Annotated in this window: 17 protein-coding genes; 4 read left to right on the top strand and 13 right to left on the bottom strand. The window is 73.1% G+C overall.

The genetic code is table 11. The features are described 5' to 3' along the window. Positions 1–3: 3 nt before the first annotated feature. The 9 genes from VGI02_RS18220 to VGI02_RS18180 all read right to left on the bottom strand — a co-directional run bounded on the left by VGI02_RS18220 (position 4) and on the right by VGI02_RS18180 (position 10376). Positions 4–1221, bottom strand: a complete 1218-nt coding sequence (locus tag VGI02_RS18220; protein WP_331629403.1) for a hypothetical protein — start codon at positions 1219–1221, stop codon at positions 4–6. A 136-nt stretch (positions 1222–1357) separates the two neighbouring features. Then, positions 1358–2362, bottom strand: a complete 1005-nt coding sequence (locus VGI02_RS18215; RefSeq protein WP_331629401.1) for an electron transfer flavoprotein subunit alpha/FixB family protein — start codon at positions 2360–2362, stop codon at positions 1358–1360. Next, positions 2359–3114 (bottom strand): electron transfer flavoprotein subunit beta/FixA family protein, encoded by a 756-nt coding sequence (locus tag VGI02_RS18210; protein WP_331629399.1) that lies wholly within the window; start codon positions 3112–3114, stop codon positions 2359–2361. Before VGI02_RS18210 ends, VGI02_RS18215 begins: the two co-directional genes overlap by 4 nt. 6 nt (positions 3115–3120) lie before the next feature. Beyond that, entirely contained in the window at positions 3121–5676 is a 2556-nt protein-coding gene (locus VGI02_RS18205) for a GcvT family protein (protein WP_414638312.1), read from the bottom strand. After that, positions 5673–6530: a methylenetetrahydrofolate reductase gene (locus tag VGI02_RS18200; RefSeq protein WP_331629397.1), complete on the bottom strand. Its 858-nt coding sequence runs from the start codon at positions 6528–6530 to the stop codon at positions 5673–5675. Before VGI02_RS18200 ends, VGI02_RS18205 begins: the two co-directional genes overlap by 4 nt. A 32-nt stretch (positions 6531–6562) precedes the next feature. After that, positions 6563–7771, bottom strand: coding sequence for a glycine cleavage T C-terminal barrel domain-containing protein (locus VGI02_RS18195; RefSeq protein ID WP_331629395.1), 1209 nt, complete (start codon positions 7769–7771; stop codon positions 6563–6565). Between the two features lie 258 nt (positions 7772–8029). Then, on the bottom strand, positions 8030–8377 hold the full coding sequence (locus VGI02_RS18190; protein WP_331629393.1) for a hypothetical protein: 348 nt from the start codon (positions 8375–8377) through the stop codon (positions 8030–8032). A gap of 42 nt (positions 8378–8419) precedes the next feature. Then, a complete protein-coding gene (locus VGI02_RS18185) occupies positions 8420–8758 on the bottom strand; it encodes an SAV_915 family protein (RefSeq protein ID WP_331629391.1) in 339 nt (112 codons plus the stop codon). A 175-nt stretch (positions 8759–8933) separates the two neighbouring features. Next, positions 8934–10376: an HNH endonuclease signature motif containing protein gene (locus VGI02_RS18180; RefSeq protein ID WP_331629389.1), complete on the bottom strand. Its 1443-nt coding sequence runs from the start codon at positions 10374–10376 to the stop codon at positions 8934–8936. Positions 10377–10819: 443 nt separating this feature from the next. Here VGI02_RS18180 and VGI02_RS29150 point away from each other — a divergent pair, with 443 nt between their 5' ends. Both VGI02_RS29150 and VGI02_RS18175 read left to right on the top strand, forming a co-directional pair. Then, complete coding sequence (locus VGI02_RS29150) at positions 10820–10987, top strand: hexameric tyrosine-coordinated heme protein (RefSeq protein WP_414638313.1); 168 nt, start codon at positions 10820–10822, stop codon at positions 10985–10987. Between the two features lie 38 nt (positions 10988–11025). Then, complete coding sequence (locus VGI02_RS18175) at positions 11026–12252, top strand: cation:proton antiporter (RefSeq protein ID WP_331629387.1); 1227 nt, start codon at positions 11026–11028, stop codon at positions 12250–12252. Here VGI02_RS18175 and VGI02_RS18170 read toward each other — a convergent pair. The 4 genes from VGI02_RS18170 to VGI02_RS18155 all read right to left on the bottom strand — a co-directional run bounded on the left by VGI02_RS18170 (position 12249) and on the right by VGI02_RS18155 (position 16036). Then, positions 12249–12443 (bottom strand): hypothetical protein, encoded by a 195-nt coding sequence (locus tag VGI02_RS18170; RefSeq protein WP_331629385.1) that lies wholly within the window; start codon positions 12441–12443, stop codon positions 12249–12251. The two genes, VGI02_RS18175 and VGI02_RS18170, sit on opposite strands and share 4 nt — an antisense overlap. Before the next feature lie 47 nt (positions 12444–12490). Beyond that, the gene (locus VGI02_RS18165; protein ID WP_331629383.1) at positions 12491–13708 is read right to left on the bottom strand and encodes a beta-propeller fold lactonase family protein; all 1218 of its coding nucleotides are present in this window, start codon (positions 13706–13708) and stop codon (positions 12491–12493) included. A gap of 95 nt (positions 13709–13803) precedes the next feature. Further along, complete coding sequence (locus VGI02_RS18160) at positions 13804–14871, bottom strand: DUF6777 domain-containing protein (RefSeq protein WP_331629381.1); 1068 nt, start codon at positions 14869–14871, stop codon at positions 13804–13806. 229 nt (positions 14872–15100) lie between these two features. Further along, on the bottom strand, positions 15101–16036 hold the full coding sequence (locus VGI02_RS18155; RefSeq protein ID WP_331629379.1) for an AraC-like ligand-binding domain-containing protein: 936 nt from the start codon (positions 16034–16036) through the stop codon (positions 15101–15103). Between the two features lie 99 nt (positions 16037–16135). On the opposite strand from VGI02_RS18155, the gene VGI02_RS18150 reads away from it, so the two are divergent. Both VGI02_RS18150 and VGI02_RS18145 read left to right on the top strand, forming a co-directional pair. Then, complete coding sequence (locus tag VGI02_RS18150; protein ID WP_331629377.1) at positions 16136–17134, top strand: alpha/beta fold hydrolase; 999 nt, start codon at positions 16136–16138, stop codon at positions 17132–17134. Beyond that, positions 17131–18330, top strand: coding sequence for an acyl-CoA dehydrogenase family protein (locus tag VGI02_RS18145; protein ID WP_331629374.1), 1200 nt, complete (start codon positions 17131–17133; stop codon positions 18328–18330). Before VGI02_RS18150 ends, VGI02_RS18145 begins: the two co-directional genes overlap by 4 nt. Positions 18331–18889: the final 559 nt, after the last annotated feature.

Raw genomic sequence — 18889 nt, 5'->3', positions numbered from 1 at the left:
GCCTCACGAGAACAGGTCCTCCGCGGTGCTCTCGATCGAGTCCCAGTCCGCGCCGACCGCGTAGGCCGCCACACCCCCGACGAGGACGCCGACGAGCACCGCGGGCAGGGCAGCGGCCGCGCCGACGCCGATCGCGGTCGCCCCGGCCGTCACGGCCGCCGTCGTCAACCAGCTGGCTCCGGCACCGACGGCCAGCGTCGCGCCCTGCTTGGCCGCGGCGGAGCCCGCGCTGCGACCGGCCGCGACGTCGGTGACGAAACCCGCGCCCGCGAAGCCGAGGCTGACGACGGGGACCCGGCTGAGCACCGGCCTCGCCGACGCGAGCAGCCCGGAGTCGGCGAACTGGCCGGGATAGCGGATCAGCCCGTTCAGCAGCCGCTGCCCGGGCGAGGTCTCACTCGCTCCGAGCGTGGCCCGCCGGAGCGCGTCGGCGTTGGCCCCGCCGGCCCGCTGCGCGACGGCGAGGTCGTCCCGGGCCTGCAGCGCCCCGCGGACCGCCTGCTCGAGCGGCACGCCGGGGGCCAGCATCAGGCCCATCATCGCGGCCCGTTGCGCGGCCGCCCGCTCGGCGGCCTCCGCCCACACCTTCGCCGCCCCCTGCAGGGAGCCGAGGGTCGACGTGACGCTGGAGACCCCCAGCATCACGTCTTTCGTGACCGCGACCGCCTCGTTCGTGGGCGCCCGGATCCGGTCGGTGAGCTCGGTCTGCGCCTCGACGTAGCGGGCCCGCGCCTCCTCGGTGACCTGCCGGGCGTGCTCGAACGCCGCCCGTTGGGCCGACGCGGCGTCGGTGGCCTGCTGGTGGGCCGCGACCTGCTCGGGCGGCAGGAGCGTGCCGTCCGGCGGGGTCGGCAACGGCGGTGGCAGGACGGCGACCGGGTCGCCGATCAGCTCGCCGGTCACCGGCAGTCCGGCCGCGGCGGCGTCCGCCCGCGCCCGCGTCATGGCGTCGAGCACGCCCTGCGCGGAGACGGCGAAGTCGTCGAGCGCCTGGCCACCGATGCGCGCCTGCGCCGACGTGGTGTCCCCCGCCGTCCCGATCCGCCCGGCCTGGTCGCGGAAGGCGTCACCGGCCGGGCCGCTCCAGCAGTCGAACGACGCGTTGCGGGCCCCGACGACCTCGTCCGCCGCGCCCTCCCCGGCCCGCGAGACCCCGTCGAGCCACCGCGCGGTGTTCCGGCACGAGGCGGGGTCGGCATCGACGTGGGTGTCGATCGGCATCCCCGCCCCCTCCCCGGGCCCCTCGCCGACGGGGCCCCGCGGACGGGAACGCTAACCGGATCACCGCGACCGGTGGGGCCGTTCCGGAGATCATGTCTCCGATTCCCTGCGTCGTGGACGCCGCCGTCCACCACGCTCACGCTCCGGGGCGGGCCGCCGCGTCGCTCCGACGGTGCAGTTCGTCGATCACCGCGGGCAGCACCTCGTGCAGGTCCCCGATCACCGCCCAGGTGCTCCGCGCGACCATCGGGGCCTCGGGATCGGTGTTGATCGCCAGGATCGCCTTCGACCCCATGCAGCCCACCCAGTGCTGGGTGGCCCCGCTGATGCCGCACGCGACGTAGAGCGCGGGGGTGATCCTCGTACCGGTCAGCCCGACCTGGTCGCGGTGCGGTCGCCACCCGTTGTTGGTCGCGACCCGGGAGCAGCCGACCGCGCCACCGAGCAGCTCGGCGAGCTCCTCGAGCATCCGGTAGCCCTCCGCGCTGCCGACGCCACGCCCACCGGACACCACGACGGGCGCGCTCGCCAGTCCCACTCCCGCGGCGCGGGGCCGTCGCTCCACCAGGGTCGCGCGCGGGGCGGTCTCGTCGAGCGTGGGCACGAACGTCCGCACGGTGACGTCCGCCCCGCCGCTGCCCGCCGCACCATTGCCCACCCCGCCGCCGGCGACGGCGCCCCGGGCGAGGGTGCACAGCCGGACCGGCGCGTACAGCTCGGCGTCCTCCAGCAGGATGCCGCCTGCCCGCTCCCGGGTCACCGTCCAGGGCTCGCCGGGCGTCACGGCGGTGCACGCCGTGGCCAGCGGGAGCCCCGCCCGGGCCGCGACCTCGGCCAGGACCTCGCTGCTGCGGGGATCGGACGGCGCGAGCACCGCCTCCGGACTCAGGTCGGCCACCAGCTGGGCCAGCGCCTCGGCCCGGTACTGGGGCGAGTCCTCGTCGAGCAGCTCGTGCCGGAGCAGGTGCAGCTGGTCGAGCCCCCGCGCGCCCAGCTCACGGGCGAGCATCCCCGCTCCCCCGACAGACACTGCCCCGCCGGGGACGCCGCACCGGTGCGCCAAGTCCCGCACGACGTCGAGCACCTCCAGCGCGTCGGCCGGGAACGCACCGTCCCGCTGCTCGACCAGGGCCAGGATCATCGCGTCACTCCCAGCTGCTCGAAGACGTCGACGACGGCGCCGGCCGCTGCGGCCCCGCGCCCGAGCACCACCGCCTCGGTGGCCACGCCGGCCGGGTGCCGCAACCGCACGGTCCGCAGCCCGCCCGGTCCCGGATGCGCCGCGACCAGCTGTATCGGCGCCTTCCTCGCCCGCAGTCGGCCCTTGATCGTCGGGTACCGGGGCAGGTTGAGTCCCTCCGCCACCGCGAGCACCGCCGGCAGCGGGGCCCGGTAGGTCTCCACCTGATCGTCGACCTCGCGGCGCGCCCACACCTCGTCGTCGGCGACGTCGAGGCCCTTGACCCACCCCACGAAGGGCCGGCGAAGCGCGCGGGCCACCCGGGCCCCCACCTGGTGGTGACCGGAGTCCGCGGAGGTCGCTCCGAACAGCACCAGGGGGTGGCCGCCGAGCTCCCGCAGCCCCGTCGTGATCGCCGCCGCGGTCTGCTCGGGGTCCGGGTCAGCGGTGCCCGCGTCCACCCGGACGGCGTGGTCGGCGCCCATCGACATCGCGTAGCGCAGCTGCTCCTCGGCCTCCGGTGGGCCGACCGTCAGGACCCCCGCCGAGCCGCCGGTGCGCTCCGCGATCCGGACCGCCTCCTCGACGGCGCACTCCTCGTGCGGACCGATGGTGAAGCCCATGGTGCGGGTGTCGATCCCGAGGCCGTCCGCGGTCAGCGGCACCGCGGACCCCACGGCGGGCGTCCGCTTGAGGCAGACCAGCACGTCCATCCCGGCTCACCCGCGCATCCGTGTGTCGTCGGGGTCGAACAGCGGGGTCCGGCCCACCCGGGCGACCGTCACCGGGTACCGCTCGCCCATGTACTGCACCGCCAGGGCGGCGCCTTCGACGGCGACGGGCGTCGGCAGGAAGGCCATCAGGAGGTAGCGGCCCAGCGACGGCCCGGGCCCGGCGCTGGTGACCCGGGAGACCCGGCCCCGCCGGTCCACGACCCGCTCCCCGCTCCGGGTCAGCACCGGCTCGCCGCCCTGGGGGTACCGCAGTGTCCCGTCGGCCGCGGCGTGGTCGTCGACGATCAGCGTGCACAGCCGCGCGGCCGGTTCGCAGGCGCGGGCCTCCATGTAGGCGATGCGTCCGACGAAGTCGGCCTCCTTGCACCGGGGCAGCGCCAGACCCGCTTCCACCGGGTCGTGCTCCTGGTCGAGCTCGTGACCGACCAGTCGGTAGCCCTTCTCGATCCGACCGGTGGTCCCGTAGACCCCGATGCCCACCGGCCGCAGGCCGTGCGGACCGCCGGCGTCGGCGAGGGCGTCCCAGAGCCGCTGCCCCATCTCGAACGGTGCGTGCAGCTCCCAACCCAGCTCGCCCACGTAGGACAGCCGCATCGCGAGGACCGGGACCGATCCGATGCTGATCCGGCGCGCGGTGCCGAAGCCGAACGCCGCGTCGGACACGTCGTCGCCGGTCACCGCGGCGAGCACGTCGCGGGCCCGGGGGCCCCACAGCCCGAGCGTGCACACCTGGGAGGTCACGTCCTGCAGCACGACCGAGCCGTCCGACGGCAGGTGCGTGGCGAACCACTGGTGATCGCGCGGGCCGTCGGCGCCCCCGGTCACCACCCGGAAGTGGTGTTCCCCGAGGCGCACCACGGTCAGGTCGGCGCGGAACCCGCCGTTCGGAGCGAGCAACGGGGTGTACATGACCCGGCCGATGGGGCGGTCCATCTGCGCCACACACAGGTGCTGCAGGAACCCGAGCGCACCCGGACCGGTCACGTCGAACTCGGCGAACGCGGTCAGGTCGATCATCGCGACGTGGTCACGCATCACCCGGTGCTCGGCCTCGACGATCTCCGACGACCAGCGGGCGTCCCACTCGTGGGGCCGGGCGCTCACCCCGTAGGTCGCGACCAGGTCCCGGTTGGACTCGTACCACTGCGGGCGCTCCCACCCTCCGACCTCGAAGAACCGCGCCCCGAGCGCCTCCTCGCGCGTGTGGAACGGGGAGAGCCGGGCCGGCCGGTCGGAGTTCCACTGCTCACGCGGGTGCACGATCCCGTAGGTCTTGTTGAACCCCTCCGAAGCGCGGGCCCGGACGTGGGCGCGGGTGCGCTCGTGGGGGTGGAAGCGGGCGATGTCGACGTGATGTGTGTCGATCTCGGGCGCGCCGTCGGTCATCCACTCGGCGACCGCGCGCCCGGCGCCCGGCCCCTCCTTGATCCAGACGGCGGCGGCCGACCACAGCCCGCGCACCTCGACGGTCTCGCCGAGCAGCGGGGCACCGTCCGGGGTGAGCGAGAGCAGCCCGTTGATCGCGTGCCGGACCCCGGCGTCCGGGCGGTCCAGGACGGGGCCGAACAGTTCGAGGGCCCGCTCCATCTGCGGATCGAAGTCGTCGGGGGTGAACGGCAGCTGGGTCGGCGACAGGGCGGCCTCGGCCACCGACGGGATGTCCGCCGGGTCGTGCAGGATCGGCCGGTGGGCGTAGGACCCGATCTCGAGGTCCGCGCCGCTCTGCCGCTCGTACATCAACGGGTCCATGTCCCGCACGATCGGGAACGCGATCTCCTGACGGGTGCGCTCGAGCTCCGCGATCGGACCGACGTCGATCATCTGGTGCACCGCGGGGGTCAGCGGGATGGTCGCGCCGGCCATCCCCGCGAGGGCGGGGCTCCACACCCCGCAGGCGAGGACGACCGCCTCGACCTCGACGTCGCCGCGGTCGGTGCGGACCCGGCGTACCCGCCCGTGCTCGACGTCGATGCCGAGCACCTCGGTGTTCGCCGAGACCCGCAGCGCGCCCTGCCCGACGGCGAGCTCACGCATCAGCGTCCCGGTGCGCAGCGGGTCGACCACCGCGACCGACGGGGTCCAGAACCCGCCGAGGATCACCGTCGGGTCCAGGAAGGGGACGCGGTCCTGCACCTGCGCCGGGCTGATCAGCTCGGCCTCGATGTCCCACGCGGCCGCGGACGACATCCGCCGGTCCAGCTCCTGCAGCCGCTCCGGGACCCGGGCCACCTCGATCCCGCCGCAGGTGGTCAGCGTGTTGAGCTTCTCGTACTGACGCATCGAGTCGACCGTCAGCGCGGTGATCTCCTTGCTGTGGTCGACCGGGAAGATGAAGTTCGACGCGTGGCCCGTCGATCCCCCCGGGTCCGGGAGCGGACCCTTGTCGAGCAGCAGGAGATCCCGCCATCCCAGCTGCGCGAGATGGTGGACGACGCTGTTGCCGACGATGCCTGCCCCGATCACCATCACCTGGGCTCGTTCGGGCAGCGCGCTGGTGCTGCCCGTGGTCGTGCTGCTCGTCGTCGTGCTGCCAGTGGTCATGCCGCGGCCCTCCGCTGCTCCGCGCGCAGCCAGCGCACGGTCGGTGCGATCTCGTTGAACGTGTAGAGGTGCAGCCCGGCGATCGCGCAGCGACCGTCGGCCACCTGGCGGGCGAGCCCGCGCACCAGCCCGGTGGGGCGGTACGCACCGGGCCGCAGCAGCGACGCGGCGGTGGCGGGGTTCGTCCGGGCGAAGCGCATGGCGTCCCCCACACCGACCCGGACGGCCGCCCGCAGCAGCCGCGGGGTGTCGACCACCCCGGGCACGCCGGCCACGACCGGCAGATCGATCCCGTGTGCCCGGGCCTCGGCGACGAACCGGCCGACCGTCTCCGCGTCGAAGCAGAGCTGCGTCACGGTGTAGTCGGCGTGCTCCTGCTTGGCCCGCAGCGACGCCCACAGCGTCGCGTCGTCGATCCGGTGGTGACCGTCCGGGTAGGACGCCACCCCGATCCGGGCCGGCCGCGGCCCGATTCGCTCGACGGCCTCGATCAGGCCCAGCGCGTCGGTGAACCGGCCGACGGGCTCGCGGGCGTCGCCGCCCACCACGAACACGTCCCGCACCCCGGCGTCCGCCAGCCTCGCGAGGATCCCGGCGAGCTCGGCGTCGTCCCGCACGCTGCGGGCGGCCAGGTGCGGGACCGGATCGAATCCGGCCGTGGCCAGTTGCTCGACGACCGCGACGGTCGCCGACGGGGCCCGGGTCGGCGACGCGGTCACCGTCACCGTGGCCCCGCGCGGGAGCTCCGCCACCGCCCGTCGGGAGACGTCCGGCAGCGGCATCACCTCGTACCGGGCCCGGGCCAGCAGCGCCGCCTCGGCGCTGCTGATCCCTCCCGTGCTCGACTCGGCCATGGCCGACTCCTCGGTCGCCCGTCCCCGGGCGCTCAGCCCTTCGGGGTGTGTTTGCGCGGGTCCAGGAAGGGCTTCTCCACGACCCAGGCGTCGCGCGGGCCGTCCGGGACGTCCACGACCAGCTCGGTGCCGAGCGGGGTGTCCTCGATCGGCACCATGGCCATCCCGATGTTGCGCTCCAGCCGCGGTGACCAGCACGCGCTGGTCACCGATCCGCCGTCACCCCGGACCGGGAACGGCTCGATCATCGAGCCGTCGTTGAACGAGCCCAGCGGCGCGCCGTCGATCTCCAGACCGACCAGCGACCGGCTCAGGCCGCGCTCCCGCGCCCGGATCAGCGCCTGCTTGCCGATGAAGTCGCCGCCCTGCTCGAGGTCGACCATCCAGCGGTAGTCGTAGCCGACCTCGAACGGGTTCGTGTCGGCGGTGATGTCGCAGCCGTAGGCGAGCATGCCGCCCTCGATGCGACGGATGTGGCAGGGCCCGATCGGCTGCATGCCGTACGGCCGACCCGCTTCCCACACCCGGTCCCACAACGCCGCGGCGTCCCGGCTCGCGTGCCGCAGGTAGATCTCGTAGCCGATCTCGCCGCTGTAGCCGGTCCGGCTGACCACCGTCGACAGGCCGTCCAGTTCGGCGTGACGCAGGTGGTAGTACGGCATGTCGGCGACCTCGCGACCGAACAGGTCGGCGATGACCTCCTTGGCCCGCGGCCCCTGCACCTGCACCGGGGCGACATCGATCTCGCGGACCCGCACGTCCCACCCGCCGGCGTGGGCCAGGCCCGACGCCCAGAGCCCGATGTCGCTGTCGGCCAGCGAGAGCCAGAACCGGTCCTCGTCGACCCGCAGCAGCACCGGGTCGTTGAGGATCCCGCCGTCCGGGGCGGTCACGAACACGTACTTGCACTGCCCGACCGCGCACCGCGAGAGATCGCGCGGGATGAGCATGTCGGTGAACGCGAACGCGTCGGGACCGGTGATCTCGAGCTGCCGCTCGACGCCGACGTCCCAGAGGGTCACGCCCTCGCAGAGCGCCCAGTACTCCGAGACCGGATCGCCGTAATGGCGCGGGTGATAGGTGTGGTTGTAGACGCTGTACATGGCCACCCCGTGGGCCCGTGAGCTCCAGAAGTACGGAGATCGGCGCAGCCGCGGGTAGAGCAGCACCGCCGGGCTCGTGATCACCTCGGAGTGTTCCGGCCGACTGCGAGTGCTCGGGGTAGCGAGCAGATCCGTCATCGGCGCACCTTCTATCCAGCCGACGAGAGGGCGACCGGGTTCGGTCGTCTGTTGCGTAGAACGCATCACGTTGTGTTCTACGCAACACGAATATGAGCTTCGTCCAGGGTCGCGTCAAGAGCCGCGGACACTCCGGACCGACACCATCCGCGCGTCCGGGCCCGACGGCCCTGAGCGCGTCGGCGCAGGCTCAGGGTGTGGGGGTGTTCGATCTCGGTACGCGGCCGGGGTCGACGTCGACGGGTGTCGATCGGCTGCTCAGCCGCCTCCGCCGGACCCCGCACCGCCAGGGCCCTCACCGCCGGGCCCGTCTCCACCAAGCCCCGGCACCGACCCGATCTGCGAGGCGGCATCCTGGTCGCCCCGCGCATAACCCGCCGCGACCTGCCCGACGGCTTCCCCGCTGCGCTGCGCCGCCTCGGTGAACCGTGCCGCTGCCCCGGTCACCGCTTCCAGGTAGGCCATGACCGCACCGGTCGCCGTACCCGCGACCGGCGCTCCGGCCCCGCCGCCGGCGGCCGCCCCCAGCGCCGCTGTGGAGCCCGCCATCCGCGCACCGACCGCGTCCATCCCCGCCGGGTCGACGTCGAACCCGGGCCCGGTCACGACCCCACCCCGGTCACGGCCCCCATCACGACCGCAGCCCCATCACGACAGGGTCCGCCGCTCCTCGAGCGGCAGCGGCAGGTCGGCACCCACCACGTCCGCGCCGCTCGCCACGAAGAGTTCCTCGACCGCGGCCGCCGGGAACACTCCGTAGGGCTGGGCGTCCCCGCAGCAGCGCACCAGCGAGGTGGCCGACGCGTACACCGGCAGCGCGAGCCGACCGTCGATCAGCGTCCGCAACTCGAGCAGCGCCTCCGCGCCGGCAGGCACCTCGCGCACCGGGACGAACACGTACTCCCCCGAGGTCATCCACTCCGGCTCGGGAACCTCCGGCGGCGGGCCCAGCGACGGGGCATCCCACTCGGCCACGACGATCTCCACTGCACGCCTCCCCGGACCGGACACTCCTGCCGTCGGAGCACGCTAACCCGATCATGACGACCGGTGGGGCCGTTCCAGGATCTTCGGGAGCTCCGCCTCGACGGCCGCCGGCCCCGCTCCCGCCTCCGGGCATGACCTGACACCGGCCGCCTCGGTGGTGCTGGAGCGGTCGGTGTCAGATCTGGGGCCCGCCTCGGAGCAGTCGTTGCTCGGGGTCGATCCAGGCAGGCGGGGTGAACCACGGCCGCCCGTTGATCATGGTGACCTGCCAGTCACCGCGATGGATCAACCGATGATGGTGGGCGCAGAGCAGGCACAAGTTGTCCAGGCGTGTCTCACCACCGTCGATCCAGTGATGAACATGATGAGCGTGACATCGTTCAGCACGGCGCCGGCAGTCGGGCGCCGCGCACCCGCGGTCGCGCTCGACCAGGGCCCGGCGTATTGCTTCCGTGACCGCGTAGGACATCCGCCCCAGGTCCAAGGGTTCCGATCGAGAGCCCAGGACCATCGGGACGATCCCGGCGTCACATGCCAGCCGCCGGGCCTCGGTGGGGCTGATGGCCTCCTCGGCACCGACCAGGCCGTGCCCGATCTCGTTGCGCAGCCACGTGTAGGGCATCGTCAGCGTCAGCAACGCCCGGCCGGGAGCCCGTAGCCGCGACGACGCCTCGCTCGCGGCACCGGCCTCGCCGGAGGACGCCGAGTGGTCGCCCGCCGGATCGTCGCCCGCCGGACCGTCGCTGCCGGCCTCGTCGTCGCCGGCCGGGGTATCGCTGTCAGGGTCGGGCTCGCCGGGGTTGGAGTCGGGGTGTAGCAGGTTTCGGGGATCCCCCGCACCGCGCTCGGCCGGGGCGGTGGTCTCCCCAGCGGCCCGGTCCGAGGGATCGACCGAGGCGCCGATCCCACCCGGCGCCATCGCCAAGCCCGCCAACTCCAACAACGCCGCCGCGTACCGGGCCTCGAGCTCCCGCTCATCGTGCGGGCCGGCCCGCCCCGAGAGTGCATCGAACGCCGCCACCAGCAGTTCGATGTCCGCCCGTCCCCGGAACCGACCCTTGAGCACCAGCGACCCGTCGCGGCGGCGTCCGATCCGCAACTCGTCGGTCGGCTCCGCCTCGTCCTCGGGAGCCACCCCATCCTGATCCAACGCCGCGATCAACCGTGCCGCTGCCTGCGCCAACCCGTGCGGCGTCAGCGACGCCGCATGCTCGACCAGGAACTCCTCCGCCTCGACCACCGCAGCCGGGTCCATGCCCTCCACCCGCTCCAGGTAGCGGACCGCCTCGTCGATCACCCGCACATGACCGCGATCCAGACCACCCGCCGCCGCAACCGGCGCGGTCACCCCCAACGATGGCACCACCGCCCCACCACCCAAGGTGGTCTGCGGGCACAACAGCCGCGAGTGGCGGACCAGCCGCCGCGCCTCACCGCGATCCACCCGCCACAGGTCCTGCAGCAGCCCCTCGCTCGAGCCGTAGCCCGCTGCCTCCGCGGCCCCGACCGACTCCAACATCGCGACCTGGCACAGCACCGCGTGCTCGGCGCGCCGGGCAGCCGCCATGACCTCCCGGGCCTGGCGCATCACCGCCTCGTCGACCACCGAACCGCTCATGACGCCAACTGTAGACGCAACCCCTGACACTCACCCCTGAGCTGCGAAAACACCCCCGGGAGTCGCCTCGTGCACCGGGACGGACACGTACTCCCCCGAGGCCAGCCACACCGGCTCGTGCACCGGCACCTTCCGAACCGGACAAACCGACCCCAGGGGCACACGCTGACCGGACCACGCTGACCGCGCCACGACGACCGGTGGGGCCGCTCCTGCTTCTCCGAGGGCAGTGGCCCTCCCCATGACATTCCGGCGCGCGACCTGTTCCGAGACAGTTTCGGACCCTCACGGTGTGGGCCGCGGAGATGCGGAGGAATGGTTCGGGCGCGGTGAGCGATCGCATGAACACTCTTGGTTCCGGCGATGGCCATATCGGCACATCGTGCAGAACGCGCAGGTTTGATGGTGATTGCAGGAGCCGAGGAGCATGATGCCGTAGATGAATCGCGTACCCGACGAAGAACTCGTCCACAACCTGCAACCGGACCTGGACGTGCAAAGGTGGGCGTCCGAACTATTCCACCGACCCTGACAGTCTGATCAGCGCCGGCCACACCGTGGCCGTCGAGTTCGCCGCGATCGCCGCGGCGAACGACTACTGGCGCACCTGAACTGATTCTCGCCGGATCGCCGGCCACGGGGGCTCACGATGTTGTCGCTGACCTCGGCGGCGGTGGTCGCCGCGGTCGCGCTGCTCGCCCCGCTGGCGGTGCGCCTGACCGGGCTGCGCGTGCCGGAGATCGTCGTGCAGATCCTGCTCGGCATCCTCATCGGGCCGCAGGTGCTCGGGTGGGCCCACGCCGACGCCCCGGTCGAGGTCCTGGCCGTCATCGGGCTCGCGTTCCTGCTGCTGCTGGCCGGGCTCGAGATCGACTTCGACCGCCTCCGTGGACGCGTCCTGGGCCTGACGTCGGCGGCGTTCGCGGTCTCGTTCGCCCTCGCCGTCGTCATCGGGTTCGTCCTCGGCGCCGCGGGGCTGGTCCGGTCTCCGCTGCTCATCGCGGTGATCCTGTCCGCGACGGGACTGGGCATCATCCTGCCGATCCTCAAGGACTCCGGGCAGACCGAGACCGCGTTCGGTCAGGTCGTGGTGGCCGGCGCCTCGATCGCCGAGGTCGTCCCGATCGTGCTGCTCTCGGTCCTGTTCTCCGGCGACGCCTCGGGCGTGGTCTCGCAGGTCGCGCTGCTGGTGGCGTTCCTGGGCCTCGTCGCCGCAGTGGGGCTGCTGATCCTCGGGTTCGAACGGTCCTCGCGGATCTCCTCGGCGCTGGTGGCGTTGCAGGACACCACCGCCGAGATCCGGATTCGCGGCGCGCTGGCGCTGCTGATGGTGTTCGCGGCCCTGTCCACCGCATTCGGGCTCGAGGCCATCCTCGGAGCCTTCCTCGCCGGGGCGACGCTCAAGCTGCTCGACCGCGACCGCGCCATGACCCACTCGACGTTCCACGGCAAGCTCCAGGCCGTCGGCTTCGGCGCGTTCGTGCCGTTCTTCTTCGTCTCCACCGGGATGTCCCTCGACGTCCGCAGCCTCGTCGACGACCCCGCCACGCTGGTACGCGTGCCGATCTTCCTCGGGGCGCTGTTGCTCGTGCGCGCCCTCCCCGCCGCGCTGTACACGCCGTTGGCCCAGCGTCGCCGACAGGTGCTCGGCGCCGGGCTGCTCCAGGCGACCTCGCTGAGCATCCCCGTCGTCGCCGGCGCGATCGGGGTCCAGCTCGGGGTCATCGCGCCCGGCAACTACGTGGCCCTCGTCGCCGCTGGCCTGCTCTCGGTGGTGCTGTTCCCGTTGCTGGCCGTCCCCCTCCTGGGCGGCACCGACGAGGGGCCACAGCCGACCGACGCCGAGGATCCACCCCGACCCGTCGAGGACCGCTAGTCGGTTCCGCCGACGGAGCCGTGAGGGAACCCCGCCTCGTCGGGACGCTGATCGTTGCTGAACGGGTCGGACGCGTCGTTGCTCGGACGGTTGGGCCCGTCGGACTCGCTCGGCTCGAGCGCGTCCTTGATCTTCTCGGCCGCATCCTGGGCCTTGTCGGTCAGGCCATCGTTCTCATGATCCTTTGCCATGCCCCCGCTTACCCGGAGGTGCCGAGCCGTACCCACCCTTCCCGGACTCAGGCGGCGCCGGCGACGTTCAGCACGGTCACGGTCCCGTCGAGGAGGTTGGTGACGTACGCCTGGCGTCCGTCGGGCCCGACGGCGACGCTCGTCGGGCCCCTGCCCACGGGCACGGTGGCCGTGACCCGCAGCGTCGTGGTGTCCAGCACCTGCACCGCGTTCGCGTCGACCGCCGCGACGTAGGCGTACCTGCCGTCGGCCGACAGCGAGACGTCCTGCGGGTGGCTCGCGGTCGGCACCGTCGCGACGACCTGCCCGGCGACGACGTCGGTCACGGACACGGTGTTGCCGTCGTAGTCGGCGTCGAAGAGCAGCGGTTTGGTGCGGTGCCGGACGAGCGCGTGCGGGCTCTGACCCACCGGCACCGTCCCGACGACGCCGTCGGTGGCGGTGTCGATGGTGGTCACGAGGTTCGACTCGTGGTTGGCGGCGTAGAGCCGCGTGCCGTCCGGGGACAGGTCCAGCCAGTGCGGGTTGGGGGCGACGGGGATGGTGCCGATCACGGCGTCGGTCGCCGTGTCGACGACGGTGATGGTGCTCGAGTCGTGGTTCGGCACGTAGAGCCGCGTGCCGTCCGGCGCGACGACGAGCGCGAACGGACGCTTCCCGGTGGGGACCCGGGCGACGAACGCGCCGGTCCCCGTGTCGACGACACCGACCTCGTTCACGGTGAAGTCCGGGTCGGAGATGCTGACGTAGGCACGCGCGCCGTCGGGCGAGAACGCGACGAACTGCGGGCCGGCGTCCGGCACCGGGATCGTCCCGGTCACCGTGTTGCTGGTGGTGTCGACGACGGTGAGGACGTTCGCGGACCGGTTCGCGATGTAGGCGAACCGGCCTCCGGGCGCGACCTCCATGGACCCGGGGGTGGGCCCCACCGGGATCGTCGTCGCGACGGTCGGGGTGGCGACGCTCCTCGCGACGGCGGCCCGCACCGGGGCCGGGAGCTGGTCGGCAGGCACCTGCGGCCCGGGCGCGAACGAGGCGTCGGCCGCGGGTGGCGCGTCGTCGTCGCCCCGGGTGAACAACGCGGTGAGGGACACGGCCGCGACGACGGCCAGGACGACGATGATCGCGACCAGCACCAGGGTGCGGTACCGGCCGGGCCCCGCCGCGGAGCCGTCGACCCAGGCCGGCATCCGCGGCGGCGGCGGATCGAGCTGTCGCGGCGGGTCGAGCTGTCGCGGCGGGTCGTTCTGCTCGAAGTGCTGCATGCCGTCCCCTCAGGCCCCCGGGACCGACGCATCGGTCGTCTCCGTGGCGGAGGTCCTCCGGTGCGGCGCCTGCCACGTGATCTCGGGGGCGGCTCCTAGTTCACGGAGCCCGACGTGGTCGTGGTGGTCGTCGTCGGCTCGGTCGTGGTCGTCGTGGTGGTGGTCGTCGTGGTCGGCGTCGTGGTCGTCGTCGTCGGGGTCGTGGTGGACGTGGTAGGACACGTGCCCGTCGTCGTCGTGACGGCCCCCGGGACGTTGGTCGCCGGGTCGCATCCGGTGCCGGGGCTACCGGCGCGCTGCCCGTACGGGTCCGAGTACGGAGACACCGACGACGTGTCCGTGGCCGACGTGCTCGTCGACGAACTGCTCGACGACGGGGACCCGGTCCACCCCGGCGGCGGACCCCAGCGCCAGGGCGCCACATGGACGTTGACGACGGTGTTGTTCTGGACGTTGATGACGGTCAGGTTCTGGACGACGACCGGCGCAGGTCGGACGACGACGACCGTCACCGGGGCGAAATGACGCCATGCCGTGCCCGAGAAATGACGGGGCTGCTGCTGCGGTGGCGCACTCAGCGGATTCCCGCAATAGCACTTCACGCGCGGTGTGCCGTAGCCGTCGACGAGCACCGCGGTTCCGGCCTCGAGGACCGCCGGGTACGCGGTGAGCCGGCCGTCGCGGTAGCCGTGGTTGGTGATGGAGGTGTCGGCCCGCAGCAGGACCGGGGTCAGCTGGCGGACGTACTCGGGGATGTCGCTCCGGCCGACGCCCTCGGCCTCGGCCCACGCCTCCGCCTTGTCCGGATGTGCGGCCAGGAACTCCGACATCTGGGCCTGGTCGCACGTGCTGTTGTCCGAGGTGCCGCCGAACAGCCCCGGTGTGCTTCCCGCGACCGTGCCTCCACCGTTCCCGGGAGGCGTGGCGACGGAGGCGTCCGGGCCGTGCGCGGGCATGAAGGAGTCCGCGGTCGCCGAGTTGGTCGGCTCGAGGGTCACGCTGGCGGCGGCGTCCTGCGCGTGCCACACGAGATAGCCCGCCATCGCCGCCAGGAACACGACGAGCACCGCCAGCACCGTGATCACGGTGATCACCGTGCGGCGGGTGTGCCGTGCTCGCTGTGCCCCGATCGGCGGGGTCCAGACATACGGCGGCTGCGTCATCGATGGGCCCCCGGTCTCCGTGCAGATCGACCATGGATGTCACCCGGAACCACCTGCTGCGGCCTCGAGCCCCCCGACTCAGGCACCGATGGTGACACGAGCCACCCTCACGCCACTCAGACGCCAGCCATTCGGCCTAGCAGAACGGCCGTTGATCACTCAGAACGAGCACGCTCCGTAGGACGACGGGTGCCGTCGACCCGGCCGGCACGGCAGCGCGGAACGGCACTCACCCGCGCAGCATCGACCGCCGGTACGCCACCGGGGTCCGCCCGGTCGCGCCCTTGACCAGCTCCCCGAAGCGGGTCGCGTTCGGGAAGCCCCGGCGGAGCGCGATCGCCGAGACCGGCGTGGTCGCCTGCGCCGGGTCGGCGAGGTCGTCCAGGCAGCGTCGCAGGCGCCGCTCCCGGATCGTTCTCCCGACGGAGCGTCCGTCCTCGGCGAACACGGCGTGCAGGTGCCGGGTGGAGACGAACAGCGCCGCGGCCACCGATCGGGGCGAGAGGTCGGGCTCGCCGAGGTGCTCGTCGATGTGCCGGTCGATGCGTTCCCGGAGCACGGCGTGCGGTTCGGGCGCATCGAGCAGGCCGCGGCGCGCGAGCTCGTCGTCGAACAGGGTGCGGGCGAGCTCGGTGGCGTGCCGGGCGGTGGCCAGCACCGCGTCGGGCCGTGACCCCGTGCCCGGCGCCTCGAGCGCCTCGTGCAGCCCGGTGAGCAGACCCGCGAGCGCGGGGGTGAGCCCGTGCGCGGCAGGCAGTGTCGTCGCGGTGAGGTCACCGGCCCGGCGACCCGCACCCGCCGTCGGGAAGCGGAAGCACAGGCTGCGGTAGTCCTCGCCGCTGGTGATCTCGACGGGGCGGGTGGAGTCGTAGAAGACCATGTCACCGGCTGCGACCCGGGCCAGCCGTCCGTCCTGCCGGAACGCCGCGGTCCCCTCGAGCTGAACGGAGAGCAGGTACTCGGGCGGGTGGTCCTCGATGTGCCCGGCCGTCCGGAGGGCCCGGTGGGGCCGGGAGCTCATCGCGATCAGCGAGGTCTCCCCCAGCCGACGACGGCTCACGCTGCCCCGGAACCGCTCGGGGCGGGCGCACTCGACGTCGAAGCGCAGCAGCGCCCCGGTGACGGCGCCCTGCCAGACGCCGATGTCCCGGACCTCGTCGTCCACGGCCACCTCCTCCCCGGCCCGCGCAGGCGTGCAGCAGCCGGAGATGTCCGTGCACTCTAACGAGAGCGACGAGACCCGGACCACACCTAGCGTCACGGCATGAGCACCGTCGCGACACCCCGCCTGTGGGAGTCGGTGGCCCCGACGACGAGCCGCCGCGGGCACTTCTGGGTGCCCGGGGAGCGGGTCACGGGCGACGACGGGGCGGTGCGGGCGAAGGGCCCGATGTTCGTCACGTGGGAGGCGCCGGGCCAGGAGACCGACCGGCCACCGGTCGTGCTCGTGCACGGTGGCGGCGGGCAGGGCACCGACTGGCTCGGCACTCCCGACGGCAGGCCCGGCTGGGCCGCGGGGTTCGTCGCGGCCGGGTACCCGACCTTCGTCGTCGACCGGCCGGGGCACGGGCGCTCGCCGGCGCACCCCGACGTCGTCGGGACCCCCGGGCCGCAGTTCAACTACGCCGCCGGCCGCGCGCTGTTCTTCCCCGACCGGCCCGACCACACCCGGTGGCCCCTGGACCCCGACGACGAGGCCGCGACCGACCGGTGGATCGCGCCGCTCGGATCGCTGCCGGTCGACCTGGCCGGGTCGCAGCGCATGGACGCCGACCGGTTGGCGGCCCTGCTCGACCTGCTCGGACCCGCCGTCGTCGTGACCCACTCCGCCGGCGGGCCGTGCGGATGGCTGCTCGCCGATCGTCGGCCCGAGCTGGTCCGGGCGCTCGTGGCGGTTGAGCCGATCGGGCCTGCATTCGCGACGTTCCCCGGGATCGGCACCCTCGACTGGGGCCTGACCGCGGCGCCGCTGACCTACGACCCGCCCCGCGAGAGTGCTGCCGAGGCCCGGGCGGCGGACCCGACGACGTTGCGCGTGCCTGCTCTGGTCGACGTGCCCGTCGCGCTCGTCACCGGGGGCGCCTCGATGTTCGCCGACTTCGCCGACGACGTCGTGAGCTGGCTCGCGACCGCGGGCGCCGCCGTCGAGCGCGTCCACCTGCCCGACCACGGCGTGACCGGCAACGGGCACGCCCTGACCTACGAGACCAACTCGGACGACACGCTCGCGGTGGTCCGGCGATGGATCGAGGAGACGACATGACCGAGCAGCTCATCCGCACCGCCACTCCTGAAGCGACCGGCACCCTCCGCCCCGGTGACGGGGTCGACGACATGATGGCCCGCCTCGAGGCGCTCGACCCGTTGCTACGTGCCGAGGCCGGGAGCGCCGAGGCCGGCGGGCGGCTCACACCGCGGGTCGAGGAGGCCCTGCACGCGAGCGGTGTGTGGGCCGTGGGGATGCCGCGCGAGCTCGGCGGTGGCGAGTTCACGCCACGCCAGCAGATCACCGCGATCGAGACCCTCGCCCGCGCGGACGCGTCGACGGCGTGGGTGGTGATGGCCGTCGAGATGATCACCGGGGCGACGGCGGCCTACCTCGGTGAGCCGGCCTGGCGGCAGCTCGGCGCCGGCGACGACGTCCTGGCCGCCGGGCAGGGCACGAGGCCGGGACGGGCGGTCGCCGTCGAGGGCGGCTACCTCGTGTCCGGCTCCTGGCAGTTCGCGTCCGGCCTGCACCACGCCACCCACGTGCACACCGCCGCGCTGGACGAGCAGGCCGGCGAGATGCTGGTGTTCACGCTGCCCAAGGAGCAGGCGACGCTGGTCGACAACTGGGACGTCATGGGCCTGCGCGCCACCGGCAGCATCGACTACCACCTCGACGAGGTGTTCGTCCCCGCCGAGTTCGTCTACTCGGGCCCCACGACGGAACCGCTGGTCGGCGGCGGCCTCTACCGCCTCGGCGTGGCCAACCTGGCCGGGATCGGGCACACCGGCTGGGCCCTCGGCGTCGCGCGGCGGCTGCTCGACGAGATGCGGACCATCGCCACGGCGAAGACCGGGACGCGCAACGCCGGCGTGGACACCGCCGAGTTCCACGCCGACTACGCCCGCGCCGAGGCCTCCCTGCTCTCCGCGCGGGCCTGGAACATGGAGGTCTGGGCCGACAACGAGGCGATGCTCGACCGCGGGGAGACCTTGTCGACCGACCAGGAGACCCTCACCCGCCTCGCCCTGAACACCGCCACCTGGACCGCGCACGAGATCGGGCAGACCGTCTACCGGTGGGCCGGCACCGCCGCGCTGCGCGAGGGCCCGCTCAACCGGGTCTTCCGCGACCTGCACGGCGGCACCCAGCACGTCACCTCCGGCGCCGGGGTCCTGCACGGGTGCGGACGACGACTCGCCGGGCTGGCCCCCGAGGCGAGGTGGGTGTTCCTCGACCTTGTCGGGTGAGGGACGCGCGGACGGCGGTCGCCGAGTTCTCGCGCCGGTGAGTAGCTGCCGCCGCGGACTGCTTCTGCGCGTGCCGATCGGCCACGTCGGCCGTGATCATCGCGGCGGGATCTCCGTTTCCGTCCACGGATGCGCGACGTCGGCGGCCCGATATCGCCTGATAGGCGGCTGTGCGAATCACGGGCGCGTCCGAACGTGTCAGCCGTGGCGCCGCGCGTCGAACGACGCAGCGTTGCCACTACATCATTCAGTCTTCGTCGATGGACCGTGCACACCATCCAGAGTCCACCGAACAGACCATGTGACCGAGGATATGTCCAGTGGGCCGAGAATCCGGGGAAAGTCATCGCGAATGGACTACCGAGACTTACTTATTGTGAGCGGCTGAGCCGCGTTCCACCCTCAGGCAATCAATCGGAACGTCATCGGGGTGTCTTCTCGATCGTTCTCAACTCTCGGGGGGTAGAGCGTGTCCGTTCCCACCAGTTCGCTGAATTCGTCCGCCGCCGACCTGTCGAACGTGCCCGGGAGCAGGGTCACCACGCCGGGTGGGTGCCGG

Source organism: Actinomycetospora sp. (assembly GCF_036497245.1).
Lineage (GTDB): Bacteria > Actinomycetota > Actinomycetes > Mycobacteriales > Pseudonocardiaceae > Actinomycetospora.
This window is presented reverse-complemented; position numbering and strand designations above follow the sequence as displayed.